The 17,580-nt window shown below is 44.4% G+C and carries 11 protein-coding genes; 5 read left to right on the top strand and 6 right to left on the bottom strand.

What is annotated here, in order from left to right; all coding sequences use genetic code 11:
• The first annotated feature begins 202 nt into the window (after positions 1–202).
• The 5 genes from R8N23_RS19160 to R8N23_RS19140 are packed head-to-tail and all read left to right on the top strand — an operon-like array spanning position 203 to position 8,816.
• On the top strand, positions 203–4,912 hold the full coding sequence (locus R8N23_RS19160) for a choice-of-anchor Q domain-containing protein (protein WP_318173218.1): 4,710 nt from the start codon (positions 203–205) through the stop codon (positions 4,910–4,912).
• Positions 4,913–4,937: 25 nt separating this feature from the next.
• Complete coding sequence (locus tag R8N23_RS19155) at positions 4,938–5,210, top strand: DUF4212 domain-containing protein (RefSeq protein WP_412071670.1); 273 nt, start codon at positions 4,938–4,940, stop codon at positions 5,208–5,210.
• A gap of 4 nt (positions 5,211–5,214) precedes the next feature.
• Positions 5,215–6,888, top strand: coding sequence for a sodium:solute symporter family protein (locus R8N23_RS19150; protein ID WP_318173216.1), 1,674 nt, complete (start codon positions 5,215–5,217; stop codon positions 6,886–6,888).
• 3 nt (positions 6,889–6,891) lie between these two features.
• Positions 6,892–7,986, top strand: a complete 1,095-nt coding sequence (locus R8N23_RS19145) for a GDSL-type esterase/lipase family protein (RefSeq protein ID WP_318173215.1) — start codon at positions 6,892–6,894, stop codon at positions 7,984–7,986.
• Positions 7,980–8,816, top strand: a complete 837-nt coding sequence (locus R8N23_RS19140) for a polysaccharide deacetylase family protein (RefSeq protein WP_318173214.1) — start codon at positions 7,980–7,982, stop codon at positions 8,814–8,816. Before R8N23_RS19145 ends, R8N23_RS19140 begins: the two co-directional genes overlap by 7 nt.
• A 9-nt stretch (positions 8,817–8,825) precedes the next feature.
• Here R8N23_RS19140 and R8N23_RS19135 read toward each other — a convergent pair whose 3' ends face one another.
• From R8N23_RS19135 to R8N23_RS19110, 6 genes are read right to left on the bottom strand one after another with little or no spacing between them, the layout of a single operon-like run.
• Positions 8,826–9,644, bottom strand: a complete 819-nt coding sequence (locus tag R8N23_RS19135) for a polysaccharide lyase (RefSeq protein ID WP_318173213.1) — start codon at positions 9,642–9,644, stop codon at positions 8,826–8,828.
• A 2-nt stretch (positions 9,645–9,646) separates the two neighbouring features.
• Complete coding sequence (locus R8N23_RS19130) at positions 9,647–10,675, bottom strand: L-rhamnose/proton symporter RhaT (protein WP_318173212.1); 1,029 nt, start codon at positions 10,673–10,675, stop codon at positions 9,647–9,649.
• Positions 10,676–10,696: 21 nt separating this feature from the next.
• Positions 10,697–12,472: a hypothetical protein gene (locus R8N23_RS19125; RefSeq protein ID WP_318173211.1), complete on the bottom strand. Its 1,776-nt coding sequence runs from the start codon at positions 12,470–12,472 to the stop codon at positions 10,697–10,699.
• The gene (locus tag R8N23_RS19120; protein ID WP_318173210.1) at positions 12,460–14,835 is read right to left on the bottom strand and encodes a glycoside hydrolase family 2 TIM barrel-domain containing protein; all 2,376 of its coding nucleotides are present in this window, start codon (positions 14,833–14,835) and stop codon (positions 12,460–12,462) included. Before R8N23_RS19120 ends, R8N23_RS19125 begins: the two co-directional genes overlap by 13 nt.
• 17 nt (positions 14,836–14,852) lie before the next feature.
• Positions 14,853–17,309, bottom strand: coding sequence for an alpha-L-rhamnosidase C-terminal domain-containing protein (locus R8N23_RS19115; protein ID WP_318173209.1), 2,457 nt, complete (start codon positions 17,307–17,309; stop codon positions 14,853–14,855).
• Positions 17,281–17,523 carry a hypothetical protein gene (locus R8N23_RS19110; RefSeq protein ID WP_318173208.1) on the bottom strand — a complete coding sequence of 81 codons (243 nt, stop codon included), beginning with the start codon at positions 17,521–17,523 and terminating at the stop codon, positions 17,281–17,283. Before R8N23_RS19110 ends, R8N23_RS19115 begins: the two co-directional genes overlap by 29 nt.
• Positions 17,524–17,580 lie beyond the last annotated feature (57 nt).

Below are 17,580 nucleotides of genomic sequence, written 5' to 3'. Positions count from 1 at the left end.
TTGTTTTTCCGCATTACGGAGGTATAGCTGTGATTGTTGGACTACCAAAATGACAGCTACCATATAGCACAGGACAGACCAATCCTAGTGGCCCTTTAAATTGTGTGTTCATTGTCTTAATGTCCATTGGCAGCTATATACGGCCACTGATAATAAGCCAAGTTTGAATTAAATATCATAGGTATTATTTTTAGCATTCAGCATGAAAAAGAGAGGAATGATGAGGAAAGTTTTTGTAGGGTTGATAGGAGTACTCATGTCACAATTAGTAATGGCGCAAACCACCATAGTGGTGACGGCCCCGGAAGGCGATGGATTCGTATCAGATCCTGCAATAGTTATAGAAAATAATCCTTTTACAGAGTCAATTGCATTTGCGTCTAAATCTGGGATGAAAGTTGGTAAAAGTGCTGTAGATGGAAGTGGAAATTTGACCAGTGCAATTATTCCTTTTGAATTGCCTGCTATTCCAGCAGGAGAGGAAATAACCGATGCAAGTCTCCAAGTATATGTATCCTACGGAAGGGAATGGATAGATGCAGATTGTTATGTAGATTTATATGGACTGGATTACGCCAGTTCCGTTTCAATTTCAGCAACAGATCATTATAGTGGAGTGTTTGGAAATGGGAATGGAAGTGATACTGGTATCGAAAATGATTACTTTCAAAAAAATGTAGCTCAAGGCACTTTAGATTCAGAAAGATTTGAAGAAACCTCAGCATCAGGAAATGACAATTTAGTCAATTACCTCAAAGCACAATATACAGCTGGTGCAGTGGCTGGAGACTATGTTTTCTTACGATTAAGTATTGACAAACCTGATATGACAGGTGCGCATTTTTTTCTAATCCATGGAGGAGAGGATCCTAATCCAGCAAAATTGTCAGTCACACATGAACCAGTGGTTAATGTAGCACCAGTGTTGGCAGCCATAGGTGACCAAAGTGTAGAAACTACAGAGGACTTAACGATCAACCTATCGGCATCTGATGCGAACGGAGATGCGCTGACCTTCTCCGTCAGTGACAATTTACCCCCTTCTGCAGTCTTTTCAGATCATGGAAATGCCACGGCATCGATTACTATTACTAACGCTGGCGCTATTGCTACATATCCAGATATCGTAGTGACGGTGTCTGATGGAGAATATACAGACGATGAGACTTTTGATATCAACATCACCGCACAGGCGCCCAACGTAGCGCCTGTTTTGGCTGCTGTTGGAGATTTGGATATTCAGCAGTACAGCCATGGCAGACTGGATCTATCCGCTACAGATGCAGATGATGATGCGTTGACTTTTAGCGTGTCTGACAACCTACCTCCTTCAGGGTTGTTTGTAGACAATGGAGATGGAACGGCCTACATTGAGATTATATCGGAATCCACATTGGCAGATTATTCTGATGTGGTGGTTACCGTTAGCGATGGAGAGGATCAAGACAGCGAAACGATTACCTTATCCATAGTAAATAGGGACCCAAATCAATTGATGAATTTAGATGAACCTAGTGGCGATCGTTTTACCATAACGGATCAAGTGTGGCCATCGAGTCATGGAGAGGCAGATGTGAGTTATTGGAATGATGATAAAGTAGCAGTCGCGACCATAACGATCGATGATAACATTGAAGCCGATCATAGTTTTTGGCTTGGGCTGCAAGAAACTTATAGTAATTTGAAATTTACCTGGTTTATTATAGACAATCAGGTGACTAACTGGACCAAATACCAAACCTTGTTGGATGCAGGAAATGAAGTGAATGGTCATGACGATTGCGATATCAATAGTGATATAGACGAAACCGATACAAGCAATGACAAAGTGTATCGAACGGCTTTGGAAAGCATCGGAGATGATATTAGTGAGAATACAACGGGTGAAGCTTTGACTTATGCCTATCCATGCGGCATCGAATACGATAAGCATATTGCAAGGGACATCTATGTAGCTATGAGAGGCACCTTTGGTGTGATGAACCAAGCCAATTCGATTGATTATTTGGCATTAAATAGCCGGAGTGCAACCAACAGCGATGAAGACATTGATAATTTACTCGATGAGACAGGAACAGTTAAACTATTCGGCACGTCCTATTATCGCGGATGGTATTCAACACATTACCACTCAGTAACGAGCAACGGAACGTTGCAAACGAATACTGAAAATCATATGAGCTATATCAACGATCATGCGGATGAGCTTTGGATCGCCGGATTTAGTGAGGCAGCCAAGTACGGCCAGGAAAGAGATTCACATAGTTTGACAGTGGATGAGGTATTAGACCTTTCGATCAAGTTTACATTGACCGACGATATGAAGGATGAGGTATTCGACTTTCCATTGACTGTCAAAATTAGAGTCAACAACGATTGGGTATCCGCCAGTGCCCTACAGGATGGTGTGGCTAGGCTAACCACATTGGTGACCCACGAAGGGGATAACTATGTGTTGGTGAAGGCTGTGCCAGATCAAGGGCAGGTGATAGTCACTGGAAGTACTACGGTAAATGAAAATCATGCCCCGGTACTTGCGACTATAGGCGACCAGTCGCTTTCATATGTAGAGGAATCCAGTATCACCATTGCAGCGAGCGATGAAGACGACGACTTTCTTACTTTTAGTGTTTCGGAGGAGTTGCCAGGTTTTGCTTCACTTGTCGACAACAACAACGGAACGGCAACTTTAACGATAAGTCCAACCTCAAGCGGTGATGTCGGATTGACCGAAAACATCACCATCACAGTATCTGATGGAGAATTGGAGGATTCTGAAGAGATCAGTATTGAGATCACCAACTTTGAAGGTACGATCCGATATTGCGACCCGATCAACGGGAGTAATTCTAACGATGGATCCGAAGCTAACCCATGGGGTTCGTTGGCTACCGCATTGGCTACCGGAAAAGTAATCGAAGATGGAGATTTAATTTACTTACTATCCGGAGATCACGGCTTGCCGTATATTTCGAGTAAAAATTACAACAATGGGGTTACCGTAAAAGCACTTGGCGGACACGATCCAGTATTGGATGGACTAACCATTGCCAATTCAAAAAATTGGACATTTGCCGACCTTACCATAGATGGAACAGGGTCAGCATTGAGCAAGGAAGGCTTTCTGGTTACGGGCGATGTAAACAGTACGGACCTTACCTTTAAGAACTGCTTGATCCAATCAGCTGAAGAATCCTCGACCTGGACCAAGGCCGACTGGTACGCTAACGCCAAAGGTGGAATGGATATGAGAGGTGAAAATGTAGTGGTGAAGCATACAACAATTAAAAACACCTACCATGCTCTATCGTTGCGTGGTGATAATTCCAGAGCGACTTCAAATTTGATAGACAACTTTGCTGGAGATGGAATTAGAGGACTAGGTCAATTTCAAACTTTTGAATACAATACAATTCGAGATTGCTATGTGGAGGATTATGATACTAATCACGACGATGCCTTCCAGACTTATATATTAACTGGTGACCCAAAGTCTGAAGGATTGACTATCAGGTTCAATAAAATCCTACTTTTTGAAGATCCCATTACCGACTTTGTGATAGACAATAACCTCATTGGAGAGTCCATGCAAGGCATCATAATCACTGATGGATACCCAGATGAATGGGTAGTGGAAAACAACCTCTTAGTGACCAATCATTATCATGGTATATCACTGTATGGCGCGCGAAACAGTAGAGTGCAAAACAATACAGTAATCAAGCATCCCCATTATTCTGATAGTAAAATTCCTTGGATTTTGATCGATGACAATTCGAAAACAGGCCAAACCAATTTCAACAATATCATTAGAAATAATCTGGGTGCTGACATTACATTTGATAAGTTCGATGAAACATCTACCGTAGAAGGAAACCTTCAATTTGGCCTGAATAGTTCTTCTAATTACGACGATTATTTCCAGGACTTTGAGAACTATAATTATCTGACAAAAGCAGAAAGCCCTGCCATAAACGTGGGAGTCAATAAGGATTTGACATCTCTGGATCTGGCAGGAAATGATCGATTGTCAAACGGTACGGTAGACGCAGGGGCTTATGAGTATTACTCTTCCAGCTTACCTGTGATTGCACCTATTGATGATCTGACCATGGCTGAAGGAGAAACAAAAACGATCAACATTACGGCCACAGATCCAGGAGACAATGCCCTAACAATCACGGGCAGCAACCTTCCGGCATTTGCTACCTTGACGGACAATGGAGACGGAACCGCAGTGTTGGAGTTGGCTCCAGGCATAGGTTCAGAAGGAGATTATCCAAATATTAGAATCATGGCTGACAATGGCGCATTGTCCGTTTCGGAACTTTTCGACCTGTCAGTAAACACTGAAAACACCTCGCCTGTGCTTGCTGATATAGGCAACCAGACCGTAGCGGTAGATGCTACCAAGGAAGTGTTTGTGTCTGCTTCAGATGCCGAAGATGACGATTTAAGCTTTGATTTAGTAGCTGCGCCGAGTTTTGTTACTTTTAGTGAAACTACCAAGGGGTCTGGAAAATTGGTATTAAAACCTCAGGATGGAGACAAAGGAACTTATATTTTCACCTTAAAGGTGTCCGACGGTACACTCAGTGATGAGGAAGAGATAGAACTTACAGTGACCGAATCAGATGTGTTGACTGTTCAGCAAGAGCTGCAAAAAGCAGTCACGGTTTATCCTAATCCATCGAAATCAGGCGATTTCTTTGTCAAGACCAAAGGGTATAAGGTGACCTCCTTACGACTTAGGGATATTTCTGGTCGTGAAATAGATGCGAAATTGCGAATGTCTTCCCAAGGAGCGGACATCATCCGGGTCGAGCCTTCTAAATCACTAAGGAGTCAAACTTATATTCTGACAATTGGCATTGGCGGGCAGAAGATAAATCGCATGTTCGTAGTAAATTGATTTAAAGGATTTCTCTATTAACATAATAACGATGGATAAACAAAAGGGCAAAGCCTATTGGCGTCAAAATATTCGCTATCTGATCATTCTCTTGAGTATATGGTTTCTCACCTCATTTGGTTTTGGTATCCTATGGGTTGACGAATTGAACCAAATAAAAATGGGAGGTTTTGGCCTTGGTTTTTGGTTTGCCCAGCAGGGCTCTATCTACTCTTTCGTGCTGATCATTTTCGTCTACGTTTATCTGATGAATAAGCTTGATCAGAAATACGCCAATCACGAAACGAAACAAGACTAACTACATGGATATTCAAATTTGGACTTACCTCATCGTAGGGGTGTCATTTGCCTTGTATATAGGCATAGCCATTTGGAGCAAGGCGGGAAGTACCGATGAGTTTTACGTAGCTGGTGGGCATGTGCCACCATTGGCCAATGGTATGGCTACTGCCGCAGACTGGATGAGTGCAGCGTCATTTATTTCCATGGCGGGATTAGTTTCTTTTATGGGTTTTGACGGTGCTGTTTATCTTATGGGATGGACAGGAGGGTATGTATTGCTCGCTTTAATGCTGGCACCTTATCTCAGAAAGTTTGGGAAGTTTACTGTTCCTGATTTTATCGGTGACCGATATTATTCAGATGTTGCCAGAACCGTAGGCGTAGTCTGCGCCTTGATCGTGTCATTCACATACGTAGCCGGACAAATGAGAGGTGTAGGTGTGGTTTTTGCAAGATTTTTAGAAGTACCCATCAATACCGGTGTTATTATAGGCATGGTTATCGTGTTTTTCTATGCCGTATTAGGGGGAATGAAAGGTATCACCTATACACAGGTCGCACAATATTGTATTTTAATTTTTGCCTACATGGTGCCCGCTATTTTTATTTCTATTCAATTGACTGGAGAGTGGGTGCCACAAATCGGATTTGGTAGTCAGCTGGTGGATGGGTCAGGGACTTATCTACTGGACAAGCTTGATGGATTGCACAGAGAATTGGGCTTTGCAGCATACACCACCGGTTCTAAATCCACCCTTGACTTGTTTGCGATTACCTTTGCCCTGATGGTAGGTACGGCAGGATTGCCGCATGTGATCGTGCGTTTCTTCACCGTACCGAGTATGAAAGATGCCCGAATTTCTGCTGGATATGCGTTGATACTTATTGCTATACTCTACACCACAGCACCGGCCATAGCGGCTTTTGCTCGTACCAATTTGATCGAAACGGTGTCTAATGCTGAATATGATCATGTGACCCAATGGTTTAAAAACTGGGAATCCACAGGCCTGATTTCCTTTGAAGACAAAAATGAGAATGGAACTATTCAATATGTGGCAGACCCTGCGAAAAACGAATTGAAAATAGATCGAGATATCATTGTATTAGCGAATCCTGAAATTGCCAAGTTACCCAATTGGGTGATTGCTTTAGTTGCTGCAGGCGGTTTGGCGGCAGCACTTTCGACAGCTGCAGGCTTGCTATTGGTGATATCAACTAGTGTTTCCCATGATTTGATCAAAAAGCAGATCAAACCTAATATTTCCGACAAGGGGGAACTCATGTGGGCAAGAATTGCAGCTGGTGCAGCGGTGATTGTTGCCGGGTATTTTGGTATTAACCCACCTGGGTTTGTAGCGGCTACGGTGGCACTGGCCTTTGGCCTTGCTGCGGCTTCATTTTTCCCAGCGATCGTATTGGGTATATTCGACAAACGCATGAACAAGGAGGGTGCTGTAGCCGGAATGGTGATCGGCACGTTGTTGATGTTGTTTTATATGGTAAAATATAAGCTTCAAGGTTTTGGTGGTGGGGGTGAAGACGATTGGTGGTTTGGTATCTCTCCGGAGGGATTCGGAACTATCGCTATGTTGGTAAATTTCGTGATTTCCATTTTTATTTCAAGAATTTACCCAGCGCCGCCATCCGATGTACAAGCGATGATTGATCGAATCAGAGAACCGGGAGAATAAGTAATGAAACTTAGACCTATAACTTTACTGCTTTTTATAGGAGGACTTCTAGCTTTAAATAGTTGTGAATCATATCAATCACTCAGCATTGCAGCTTCTGATCCGATAATCAGCTATTCCGGCCGAATCGATCATTCAAGTAAGGATAAAGCCGATTTGTATTGGCCGGGCTCTTCCATCAGAATAAACTTCGAAGGTGATTCCCTTTTTGCGATACTCCAAGACGAAAGAGGCTTAAATTACTTTAATGTGATTATTGACAGTGATAGTGTTCGCTTGCTGCCATTAGATACCTTGTCTAGCAGGTATTTGTTGGCCGCAGGATTGTCTGAAGGCATGCATAGTGTGGAGCTTTTCAAGCGTACCGAATGGGATAAAGGTAAAACTACATTTTTGGGGTTTGAACTGACAGGAAAGCGAATGGAGGTGGATAAAGCGCATTCAAGAAAAAGAAAGATGGAGTTTTATGGCAACTCGATCACTGCTGGATATGCTGTAGATGATACCACAGGAATGGACAGGCCAGACAGTATTTATACGAACCATTATGTGAGCTATGCTTCGCTAGTTGCTCGACATTTTGAAGCGGAGTATCACTCGATTTGCAAAAGCGGCATTGGCATTACCATCAGTTGGTTTCCTCTTACCATGCCGGAGATTTATGATCGATTGATACCGCAAGATTCCACCAGTGTATGGGACTTTGCCCAATATACTCCTGAAGTCATAGTAGTAAACCTTATGCAGAATGACTGCTGGCTAGTAGAGCGACCGGAATACCCTCTGTTTAAGGCTAGATTCGGTGAGTTCAAACCCAGTGAGGATGAAATCATTTCGGCCTACCGGTTGTTCATTCAGCAAGTAAGAAACAAAAATCCAGAGGCGCACATGGTTTGCCTACTAGGCAATATGAGTATCACGGAAGAAGGGTCTCCCTGGCCGCAGTATGTCAAAAAAGCTGTAGCACAGCTCAATGATGATCGTATGTATACGCATGTCGTACCTTACAAAGGAACACCCGGCCACCCGAGTAGAGCCGAACAGGAAGCTTTGGCTGAAAGCTTAATTTCATTTATTGATTCAAACATCACATGGTAATTAGCAAAAAGAAATTTAGAACAGTTTTTGGATGGATGATTTTGTTCATTCTGAACATGGCCAACAGTACTTGGGCGCAAGAGTCTCCTCAATGGCCTAATGGTAAACAAGCAGCTGTAGTATTGACCTATGACGATGCCATAGATTGTCATTTGGATATCGTGGTGCCTGCTTTGGACGAATACGGGTTTGCAGGTACTTTTTATCTGACAGGCAGCGCACAATCTGTAGCCAACAGGTCTGAAGAATGGAGAGTCGCAGCGGCCAACGGTCATGAGTTGGCCAATCACACGCTCTTTCATCCGTGTAGAAAGGTGATTCCTGGCGAGAGAAATTTTGAATGGATCAGGCCTGAATACGATCTGGATGGCTACAGCTTTCCGCAGTTGATGAATGAACTGAATACAGCAAACTCACTGCTACACGCACTGGATGGAAAAACGGAAAGAACGTTTGCTTATACCTGTGTAGATCATACCATCCAGGGAGTGGATTTTTCGGATAGTATCCAGCATATTTTTGTGGCGGCCAGAGGACTGAGCCCAGTCCCCACCTCACTCAAGGAAGTAGATCCCTACCTGATGCCCAGCACCAGTTGCTCTGATCTAAGTGGAGAGCAAATGATTGCTGAGGTAAAAAAAGCCCAAGCCAACGGCACGGTGATTACTTTTTTGTTTCACAGTGTAGGCGGAGGTTATCTCAATACTTCTGCTGAGGCTCATCGAGAATTGCTCGAATATTTAAAACAAAATCAAGACAACTTGTGGGTGGATACCTTCCTGAATGTGACCAAGCACATCAAAAGCGAACAAGAACGGTTGGGTTTGTGATTTGCCGGACTATTTATTTGATGGATTCGTGTAAATCCGAATATTGTCGATTTTCATGAAACTATCGTTTTTAGGTGCCCAGTCTGATGTCGCTCCTCCGTGGAAGGTGGAAAAATAAAATGAATCAATAAGCCCTAAATTTCCTTCTCTCAAACTGAAATTCCTTTTTTCACCTACCTTCTTACCATCGAACCAAACTTCTATTAAGGCATCCTGATTACCTGGCGAATTGAGCTTGACGTGTTGTGTGATGGTATGCCATTGGCCAGTTACGAATTTTGCATTCAAATAGACTCCTTCGCCATACTTTTCTTTCATGTCTTTGTAATATAAATAGACGATGGGCTCTTGCTGACCGGTCCACATATATCTGGCACTCCAGCCCTCCCCGTTATCTGGATGCTTGCCTCCGGTATAGGCAGCTCCTCCGCTGGTGAGACCGGGTAGTTTGCCTCCTTTTGTAAAATCAAATCCTTGCTGAAAGTAAATATCATACGTAAGGTAATAGTCAGTGCCGGAAGGGATGGGACGAACGAACTGGATGCCACCTTGTTCGGGCCCCACAGCTCCTTTGGGAAAGCTAACTTGTAGTACCTGACCTTTCGATTCTTCTTTAATGATTGCGCCTCTCTCCTTAGTAATAGACCACTTGACCGTATCAAAATCTGCTTGGATTGCTGCTTCATCATAGTTACCCAGTTTGGATAGCTCAAAGCCAACTGTGAGTATGTCCTTTTCTTGACTCATAGCGGCACAAGAAAACAGGCACCCTGCTATGATGGGAAGAACAAATCTTGAAATGTATGGAAGTCGATGAGTGGTTTTCATGGTTAATGCGTAATTGTATTGGCTAGGCCAATCATAAGAATTGAAACCATTACGATTGTTAGGCCAAGGGCCAAAATCCACTTGGTTTTGCTCGAAGCTCCATTCCATTCCTTGTAAATGATGCCCCATAGATTACTGAAGAAAATGATGAAAGCCATGTGGATAGACCAACTGGCAAACTCAAATTCTTCTCCTAAAAATGTGGTTCCCATGCCATAAAAGAAAAATTGCAAATACCAGGTGAGTCCACCAAGTGCTGCCCAGATATAGTTTTTCGTCAGGGGTGCATCAGGGTTGGTGTAGTCTGCGGAAGTTTGATTTTTTCGATTGAGGTACACACAATAGATACCGTTGGTAGTCATGCCTCCCCAAAGTATCCAAACCAGGACAGCGTTGTTTTTGAATAAGTCGCTGGCTCCACTAGCAAATGCCGTATCAGCTATTGGGGCACCTGCTTCTAGTCCAAAGGCAAAACAAGCACTCAATAGACCGGATAGCGTAGCTACAATCAAACCTTTAGAAAGGCTGAATTCATCATCAGCTGCTGTTTGGGTTTCTTTCTCTTTTCGGGCACCTGCGAGGCCTACCACGGCTATGCCCACCAGGCAAATAAATATCCCCGCAAGAGTAATAAGCCCAGATTCTGTCTGAAGCAAGGTGGTAAAGCTCCCTTTGAAAATAGGAGGAATCAGTGTGCCAAATGCAGTGCAAAGCCCCAGAGCGATGGTCATGCCGAGGGATACACCTAAATAGCGCATGGACAATCCGAAAGTCAGCCCACCAATACCCCATAGCAGGCCAAAGCAATAGGTCCATCCTTTGACGCCAGCTTCAGCTTGATTGAGCACCTGCCAAAGATCTGGAATGGTGAGCCAGGCAGTTAAGATAGGCACCACTAGCCAAGCCGACAGACCCAAAATGAGCCAGGAACTCTCCCAGCTCCATTTTTTGACTTGCTTGAAAGGAATGTAGAAGCTACCTGCTCCGAATCCGCCGATGGCGTGAAAAATGACACCTAATATTGCTCCCATATGCTGTTTTATTAATACTGTCTAATACAAATAGGCTTTTCGAATCAAAGCCAGCTGATCTTCATTTTTGCTATTTTTTCTGATCAAATCCTGAAATATATAATAAGAAAGCCAAAATCCATTGTGGTATTGTTCTCTAATGCTTCTAGGTTTTTTGTAGTGGTTGTACCACTCGGTGGATAGGTTTTCTTTTTCAGCGAGTAACATCATTTCAGAAGCATGCTGCATTTGACTTGAAGCTACATTTTCGAATAGTACTGTGTAATCTTCGTACTTCATTGCGGCAGTTTCAAAAACCGTAGCTGTATCTGAATGCCCTAGGTCTTGTAGAGATATGACTTGTTCATAGGCTTGATCGCCGTCCATATCGAAGCTCATCTCATCGAAAAATCCATTGTCGTCTGTGTCTTCATAGCGAATAGTAGCAAACCGAATTGGTTCATACTGATCAGTATCTTCGGGTTGGATATTGGGTCCTCGCCAGCCCTGCCATCCCTGATAGCTGAGCGTATTTTGGTCGATGCGCCAATAGCCATTTTCAGCACCGAATAAGTGTATTTTGCCATCCAATGGAGAGACGTACAAATTGCCTTTGCCAGAAAAATCCTGATCCCATTCGCCTCGATCGCCTGATGGATCTGCCTGAGGGTTGTGGTCGAGTCCTCCCTTGCCGGCACCGATTAAGAATGGCTCTCTTGGTTCATAGAATTCTACACGTTCCCATCGATGACAATCGTCATCTTCATCAAAAACCAGCCAGCAGGTATTCCACTCGCCTCGAGAAAAGGTGAGGTCGTAGGCCGAGTCATGATTGACATATACTAACCGATCCAGATGTCTCCAACGTGGATCGGCGAAGTATTTGTCGGATTTTTTAGCAATCGGGTGCGATTGGATGGGTTGTACTTGATCGGAATAGTCGAACCCTGGCCCACTAAATTTTAAACTCATATCGAAATCCAATTCGTTGCCTGCGGCATTGTCATTGTCCAGGTCGAAGGTCATCTGTACGAGCGATGCCTTTTGGCTGAAGGACCAGGTAATCAGATCTGCAGGTTTCTCGATTGCTACAGGTTCATCCACCACACGGATGGCCATCTCAGTCAGGCCATCATCATCATGATCATAAAATAAAAATGGGTTTTCCCAATTGAAACTCAAATCGTCGATATTCCATGGGGAGATGTGTACCTTCAGCATAGTGCTTTGCCCATGATAGTCAGCGAAAAAATTGGCTTTGCCGCTATGATCCCATCCTTCATATCGAAAAGTGTCCCAGTTCATATAGCCAAATACGCCATCGTTGTCATTGTCTACAAACCACATGTAGTGTGACTTCCATTTGCCGGTATAGTCGCGTGCTGCATTTTCTATAATGACCTGATAGTCAGCCTTACCATCTTCGTCTGCATCTACGTAGTCCACAATCAGGTCGCCTTCATCGCCATACTTGCCGTCCATGTTCAGATCGACCAAGAGGCAGTCGTTGTCCAGATCGCCTTCTAGGTCACCTTCTTGCAAGTCTCCATCGTCGTCGAGCCAGAGTATGCCCATGCCATTCTCCAGCTCCGCTTTTATTCCTGTTATTGTTTTCTTTTTGCCATAGAGGTACTCTACCTTGTCCTGCTGAGGCAAAGGCAACCGAAATGGGGTCAGCGTTTCTTCCAGCTGAGGGTTTCTTTGGGTGCTGTGCTGCCCCTGGCTACTGACAGGCAAGCACTGCACCAGACTGGCAAGGCCTAGTATTTTCCAGGAAACTGGAATTTTAAAATTGCTATTATCCTTTATTTCGGCCATCCTTCAGGTTTTTGATATTCGTAATTGAAATATTCTGGCTTGTCGATATCACCCACTTGAATGTAGCGCAGACTTACCTGCTTCATGCGATTGCTATTTGGGTCGTCCAGCGTTGTCAATATCAGATAACCTCCAGCTTTTTCAGGGAGAGTAAGAGTAACTGGAAGGAGTGTTTGCCAGAAAGGCTGAACAGCTACTTGCTGTATGCCTTCGGCTACCACCGCACCTTGCACATCCATTAGCTCGTATCGAACAGATCCTGTCTTGGCTACTGTGGTGTCGTTCACCACTTGGATATTGAAGTTGAATACGCTTCCCGGTTTTTGTTCGGTTGGCGACTTCACATATCTAGCATCCTCAATGTCCAAGAAAGCGGCAAAAGGTCTGGTGGCATGATATTGAGACAAGAGGGCTTGGGATGGAATTAGATCCTTGATGTCGTTGATAAACCAATCGCCAGTGTGTCCATTGTTGTTGGTAAGATAGGCGAATGACGCTACTCCGTCGGCTTCTCTGGTAGAACGTATCATTTCAGTTTCTATCGCTTGCAGGTAAGCTTGAAATGCCCACCGCTGGTCTGCGGTAGCTTCTTTTCCTACGTAATACTCATACACATCACGATTACTCTCATATAGCTGACTGCCATCTGGCTCATAGTATTCGTAGTCTTTTTTATATGGCGTACGATCATTTGCTGTAAAATTTCCGAAGGTTCTTACACCAGAAGTAAGTCCATCCCGATTTTGCCAAAGCCAGGCGAATTCATTGACAATTACAGGAGCATTGGCAAGTTTCATTTGCTCTAGTCCAGCTACTTTATCATTGAGTTTTCCGAATCTGAATGCTTCTCTGGTTTGTTTGATGAAATCGTCTCCTACCCACCAGCCATGAGCAAGCGGATACCAGTGGTACTCGAATACATCCAATCTGCTGCCTGGCACAGCCTTCATAAAACCTAAGTCCCAAAGTCGGGTAGGGTCGATCATTCTGAGCTCCGGAATCAGTTCTCTGCCGATGTATTCTTGCTTTTGCTCATTGAGCGCATCCCAGATCACCACGCTTGGATGGTTACCATCGGCCCAGATCCAGTCGGTGTATTCTATGGCGTATTGCTCTGGTCTTCCTCGAAGATTCCACATGTTGTATTCGTTTTGGATGAGGATGCCGTGCTCGTCGGCCAGGTCGTACCAAAACTCAGGCAGCAGTCCGATGCTGACACGGAAGAAATTCCACCCCATGGCTTCAGGTATCTCGATCATCATTTTTTCTACCCATTCCCTGTTCCAAGGTAGGTTTCCTCTGTCTCGGTCTTCGAAAAATCTATTGAGCGTAAGCGTTGATCCAAACAGTGCAATTTCCTCGCCGTTGAGCTGGAAAGATTTTTCTACCGATTTGAAATCCCTCATACCGAAGGTGATGGCTTGCTGGTCAGATGGTCCGATCCATGACTGGTCGTCGGCAGGCTTGAGGTTTTCAGGATTGCCGAAATCGTCGTAAAACTTTCTGTCGGCAGAAACTTCCACTACAGCCTCGTAGAGAAAAGGGTCAGCGGGTGACCACGGCTTGATGTCCTGTTTAAAATCAAAGACCAATACTTTTTCTTGCTGTTCGATCTGACATTGGATTTTGTCATTGATGGTTTTCGTCTCCGTAACGACCTGACCACTTTTTTTCTCACGAATGTGGGCTTTGAGTGTGTACTCTATGGCGCTGTATTCGGTGTTTCGCTCGAGGACTTTGGCATAGTTTTCCAATAGTACTTTGACCGTAGCCTGCTGGCCTGCTATGTCTGGCAGCGCTAAGGCTCGGTGCACTCTGATTGGGCCTCCAAAGGTGATCTTGATGTCGTCCCAAATGCCGGGGATATCGGTATATTTTTCTCTGTCGAATCCGGTAGCGGCTTTCTTCGGCATCCAGGCACGCTCGCCTAGTCTGAGTAGTAGCGTATTGGTTTTGCCATAGACCAAGTGATCCGTAAGGTCGACATCTATGGGCGTATTGTTTTGCATATAGCTGCCGAGGTCGATGCCATTGAGGATCACCTGCGTGTTGAATCTGCTTTTGAGTGCGGTGAGAATAGCCGTTTTGTTTTGCTTGGACTTCGGTACTTTGAAGGTGAATTTGTACCAGCTGTATCGTGGCTCGTGTGTGCCAGAGAAGTAGGCCTCATACTGATCGATCTTTGGTTCAGCCAAGTCTATCAGTCCGGGTACCGGTATGGTTCGTGTGAATTTACTCGGTGGAAAAGCGGATTTAGTTTGTTCAAATGAAACTTTGCCGTTGAGCGAAATCACGTCTGTGACTTGGGCAAATAGCATCTGGCTATAAATGATAATAGCTAGCGATAATATGGTCTTCTTCATGTTCTCTTTCACAAATTCTATAGATTATTTACTCCTGATTTTAAGGTCAAGGTTTGGTCCTTGTATTTGAAATCTCCACTCACACCTGCTGGTAGGGTGATGGTGCCTTTGATAGTTCCTTTCTTGCTTTTTGAAAAGTTGACAGACAGGTCGCCGTTGGGGTGAGGAAACGTAACTTCAATTTTGTTTAAATGTCCGAAAGCAGGCTCGATCCATACCTTCTGGAATCCAGGTGCGACAGATTGTATACCTGCGACCGTGTGAATAAAGTCGAAACATGGGCTGGCACTCCAGCCGTGACATTCTGATCTGGGATTTACATCTGTTTCTCCAAAGGTGGTCATGCCCATGTCTAGCATGTCCTTCCAAGGTCTGAGACTCGCAGGGTAGCGATTGGCACCGGCAGCCTTTTGCATGGCGCGGGTCAAGTAAAATCTGAAGTAGATCGTGCTTTGTACCAAGTCTTCGTCTGTGAGCAGTCGGTCGAGCAGCTGTGCTTGTTGTTGCTCAGGTACAGCATCCGCAAGAATCGCAAAGACATTGGTGTGCTGAGAAAAAATGTCTCTTTCTGGACGCTCTGCGATCAGCCCCCCGTTCTGATCATAGCATTTTTCTAATGTAGCTTCGATGATGGTTTTGGCCTGTGTGCGATAAGTTTGGGCTTGCGAATCTTGTCCAAGTAGCTCAAAAATATCCGCTGATTTTTGCAGGGCGAGTGCGTACTGCAAGCTTACATTGGCCGAGTGACCGTCGTCTGCCCCGGGAGGGATTCCGTTTTGAAAACCAGCACTCCAGTCCGTAAAATTCCACCATTCCAGATTGGCCAGCATGCCGGTGCTGTCTACCTTATTCTCGAACCAACCCAATACGCTTTTGATGCCAGGCAGGAAATTTTGAATGAAGGCCGGATCATTTCGATAGATCATGTAGTCGTGGATCATTTGAATCCACAGGAGCGAATAGGTGGGGATCACCTGATTGATGTACGAAGGATAGCGACTCTGCGTGAGGCCGTTGGGCATGCGGGAGTCGTCGAATTGCTCGATGGCCTTGCGCATCAATCGATCGTCTCCCGATACGAAAATCGATACCAATGATTCGATACGAGTATCTCCGATGTATTGCAACTGCTCGTAGTAGGGGTCTTCAAATTGATCTGTAGAAGAATTTTTTAGCGTAAGCCAGGCCGCATCCCAAATGGCGTTGAGCTCAGGGTCGTCAGACTTGAATGTCGCTTTTTCTTCAAATGGATAGGTGACATAGACATTGTGATAGTCTTCGATCACAAGTGGCTCGTCTCCAGTAGCAATATCCAGAGCAACATATCTAAAGGTCCGCATAGCCTGTGGCTGGTAGGTTCGTTTTTCGCCACCGTCGGTATGAAAGATGTCGTAGTACCCTCTGATTTCTTGATTTTCTAAATCATTTCTTGGCCCTTTTTTCCAACCACCATGGGCACTAAATTCATGCGAAGACTTGTAAAACAAAGCTTCGGCGTAGGTGACTTTGATGGTGGTATTTTTTCCTTGGCTCACGGTCAGGCTTGGGTAGCCTATGGTATGAATTTCATGATCCAGCAGGATCGTAGCCGTGGAGTTGGCAGGGATTGTGAGGGCTGCCTGGCCAGTCAAAAAATTGGTTGGAACGGTGAGATCATTGGCCTGAGCCACTTTTTTGAATCGAGTTTCTGTTTCTGTTAGAAATGGGATTTTACGAGGTACGAGATACCATGTGCTCCCAAAAAGGAACCCTCTACCTACGGCAAATTCGACCATGGCCAGTCTTGGCTTTTGCCAGTGGTTGTCGTCGTAGTCTGATGAGTTCCAGCCCCAAGGGTACATGGTGCCGTCTAATTGATCGCCGGGACCTGCCGCATAGTATCCACCTACGGAGTCACTTACAAACGGAATGGTTTGGTAGGCTTCGTTTTTTAAGACTTTCCATTCGCTGTCTTTCGTGGTATCTATGAATACAGGATTGTTTTTGTCTCCCTGTAAGATGAACGCGGTTTGGAAAGTTTGCTGTTTGGCATGTCTGAATTCACCAAAGTTGATCACCTCTACAGCTACAGTATTGTTTCCAGCCTGAAGGTATTTGGCTAAATCATAGGTTTCGTAGCGCCAGTGGGCAATGTCGCCGATGGCTGGCCCACGGCCTACGAAAGTGCCGTTCACATAGAGTTTGTATCTGTTGTCTGCGGATAGATGGACTACAAATGACTCTGGAGCTGTGCTGAGCTCAAATGTTCTTCGGAAATTGAAGACACCATAGTCCATGGTAGAGGCGCTGGGATGGGTGATCCATTGCGCATTCCAGGCATGCTTGAGCATGTTGAAGTCTTTGCCTTGGTGATTGATTTCTACTTCTGATTCTTGGGCATGAAGTGGTGAGATTGTAAGTGTGATTAGAATTGCTCCAAAGGTGTAGGCCAATTGTAATGTGTACTTAATCGTATTTTTCTTTTTTGTTGTCATAGATATTTTCTAATTCGTTCAAAGCACGGTCTAATTCTAACAATGAAAAATCCAGTTTGCTTTGCCATTCTTGATTGTTCACGCTTTCGCAGTTTTTATCGGTTAGAAAACGAGTAATTCCTATAATATTGGCAATCGGTTTTCGCACTTCATGCGAGAGGAACCTTAGTAAAATTTCCTGCTTTGATCCTTTATCATAATTTTCACCTTTCATGGGTGTTAGGTTTTGGTTCGTTTGTGTTTAGGCCCAGATGGCTAACTTGCTATGTAT

The organism is Reichenbachiella sp., assembly GCF_033344935.1.
Taxonomy (GTDB): domain Bacteria; phylum Bacteroidota; class Bacteroidia; order Cytophagales; family Cyclobacteriaceae; genus Reichenbachiella.
The sequence above is the reverse complement of the archived record's forward strand: the minus strand, read 5'-3'. Positions and strand labels throughout refer to the sequence as shown.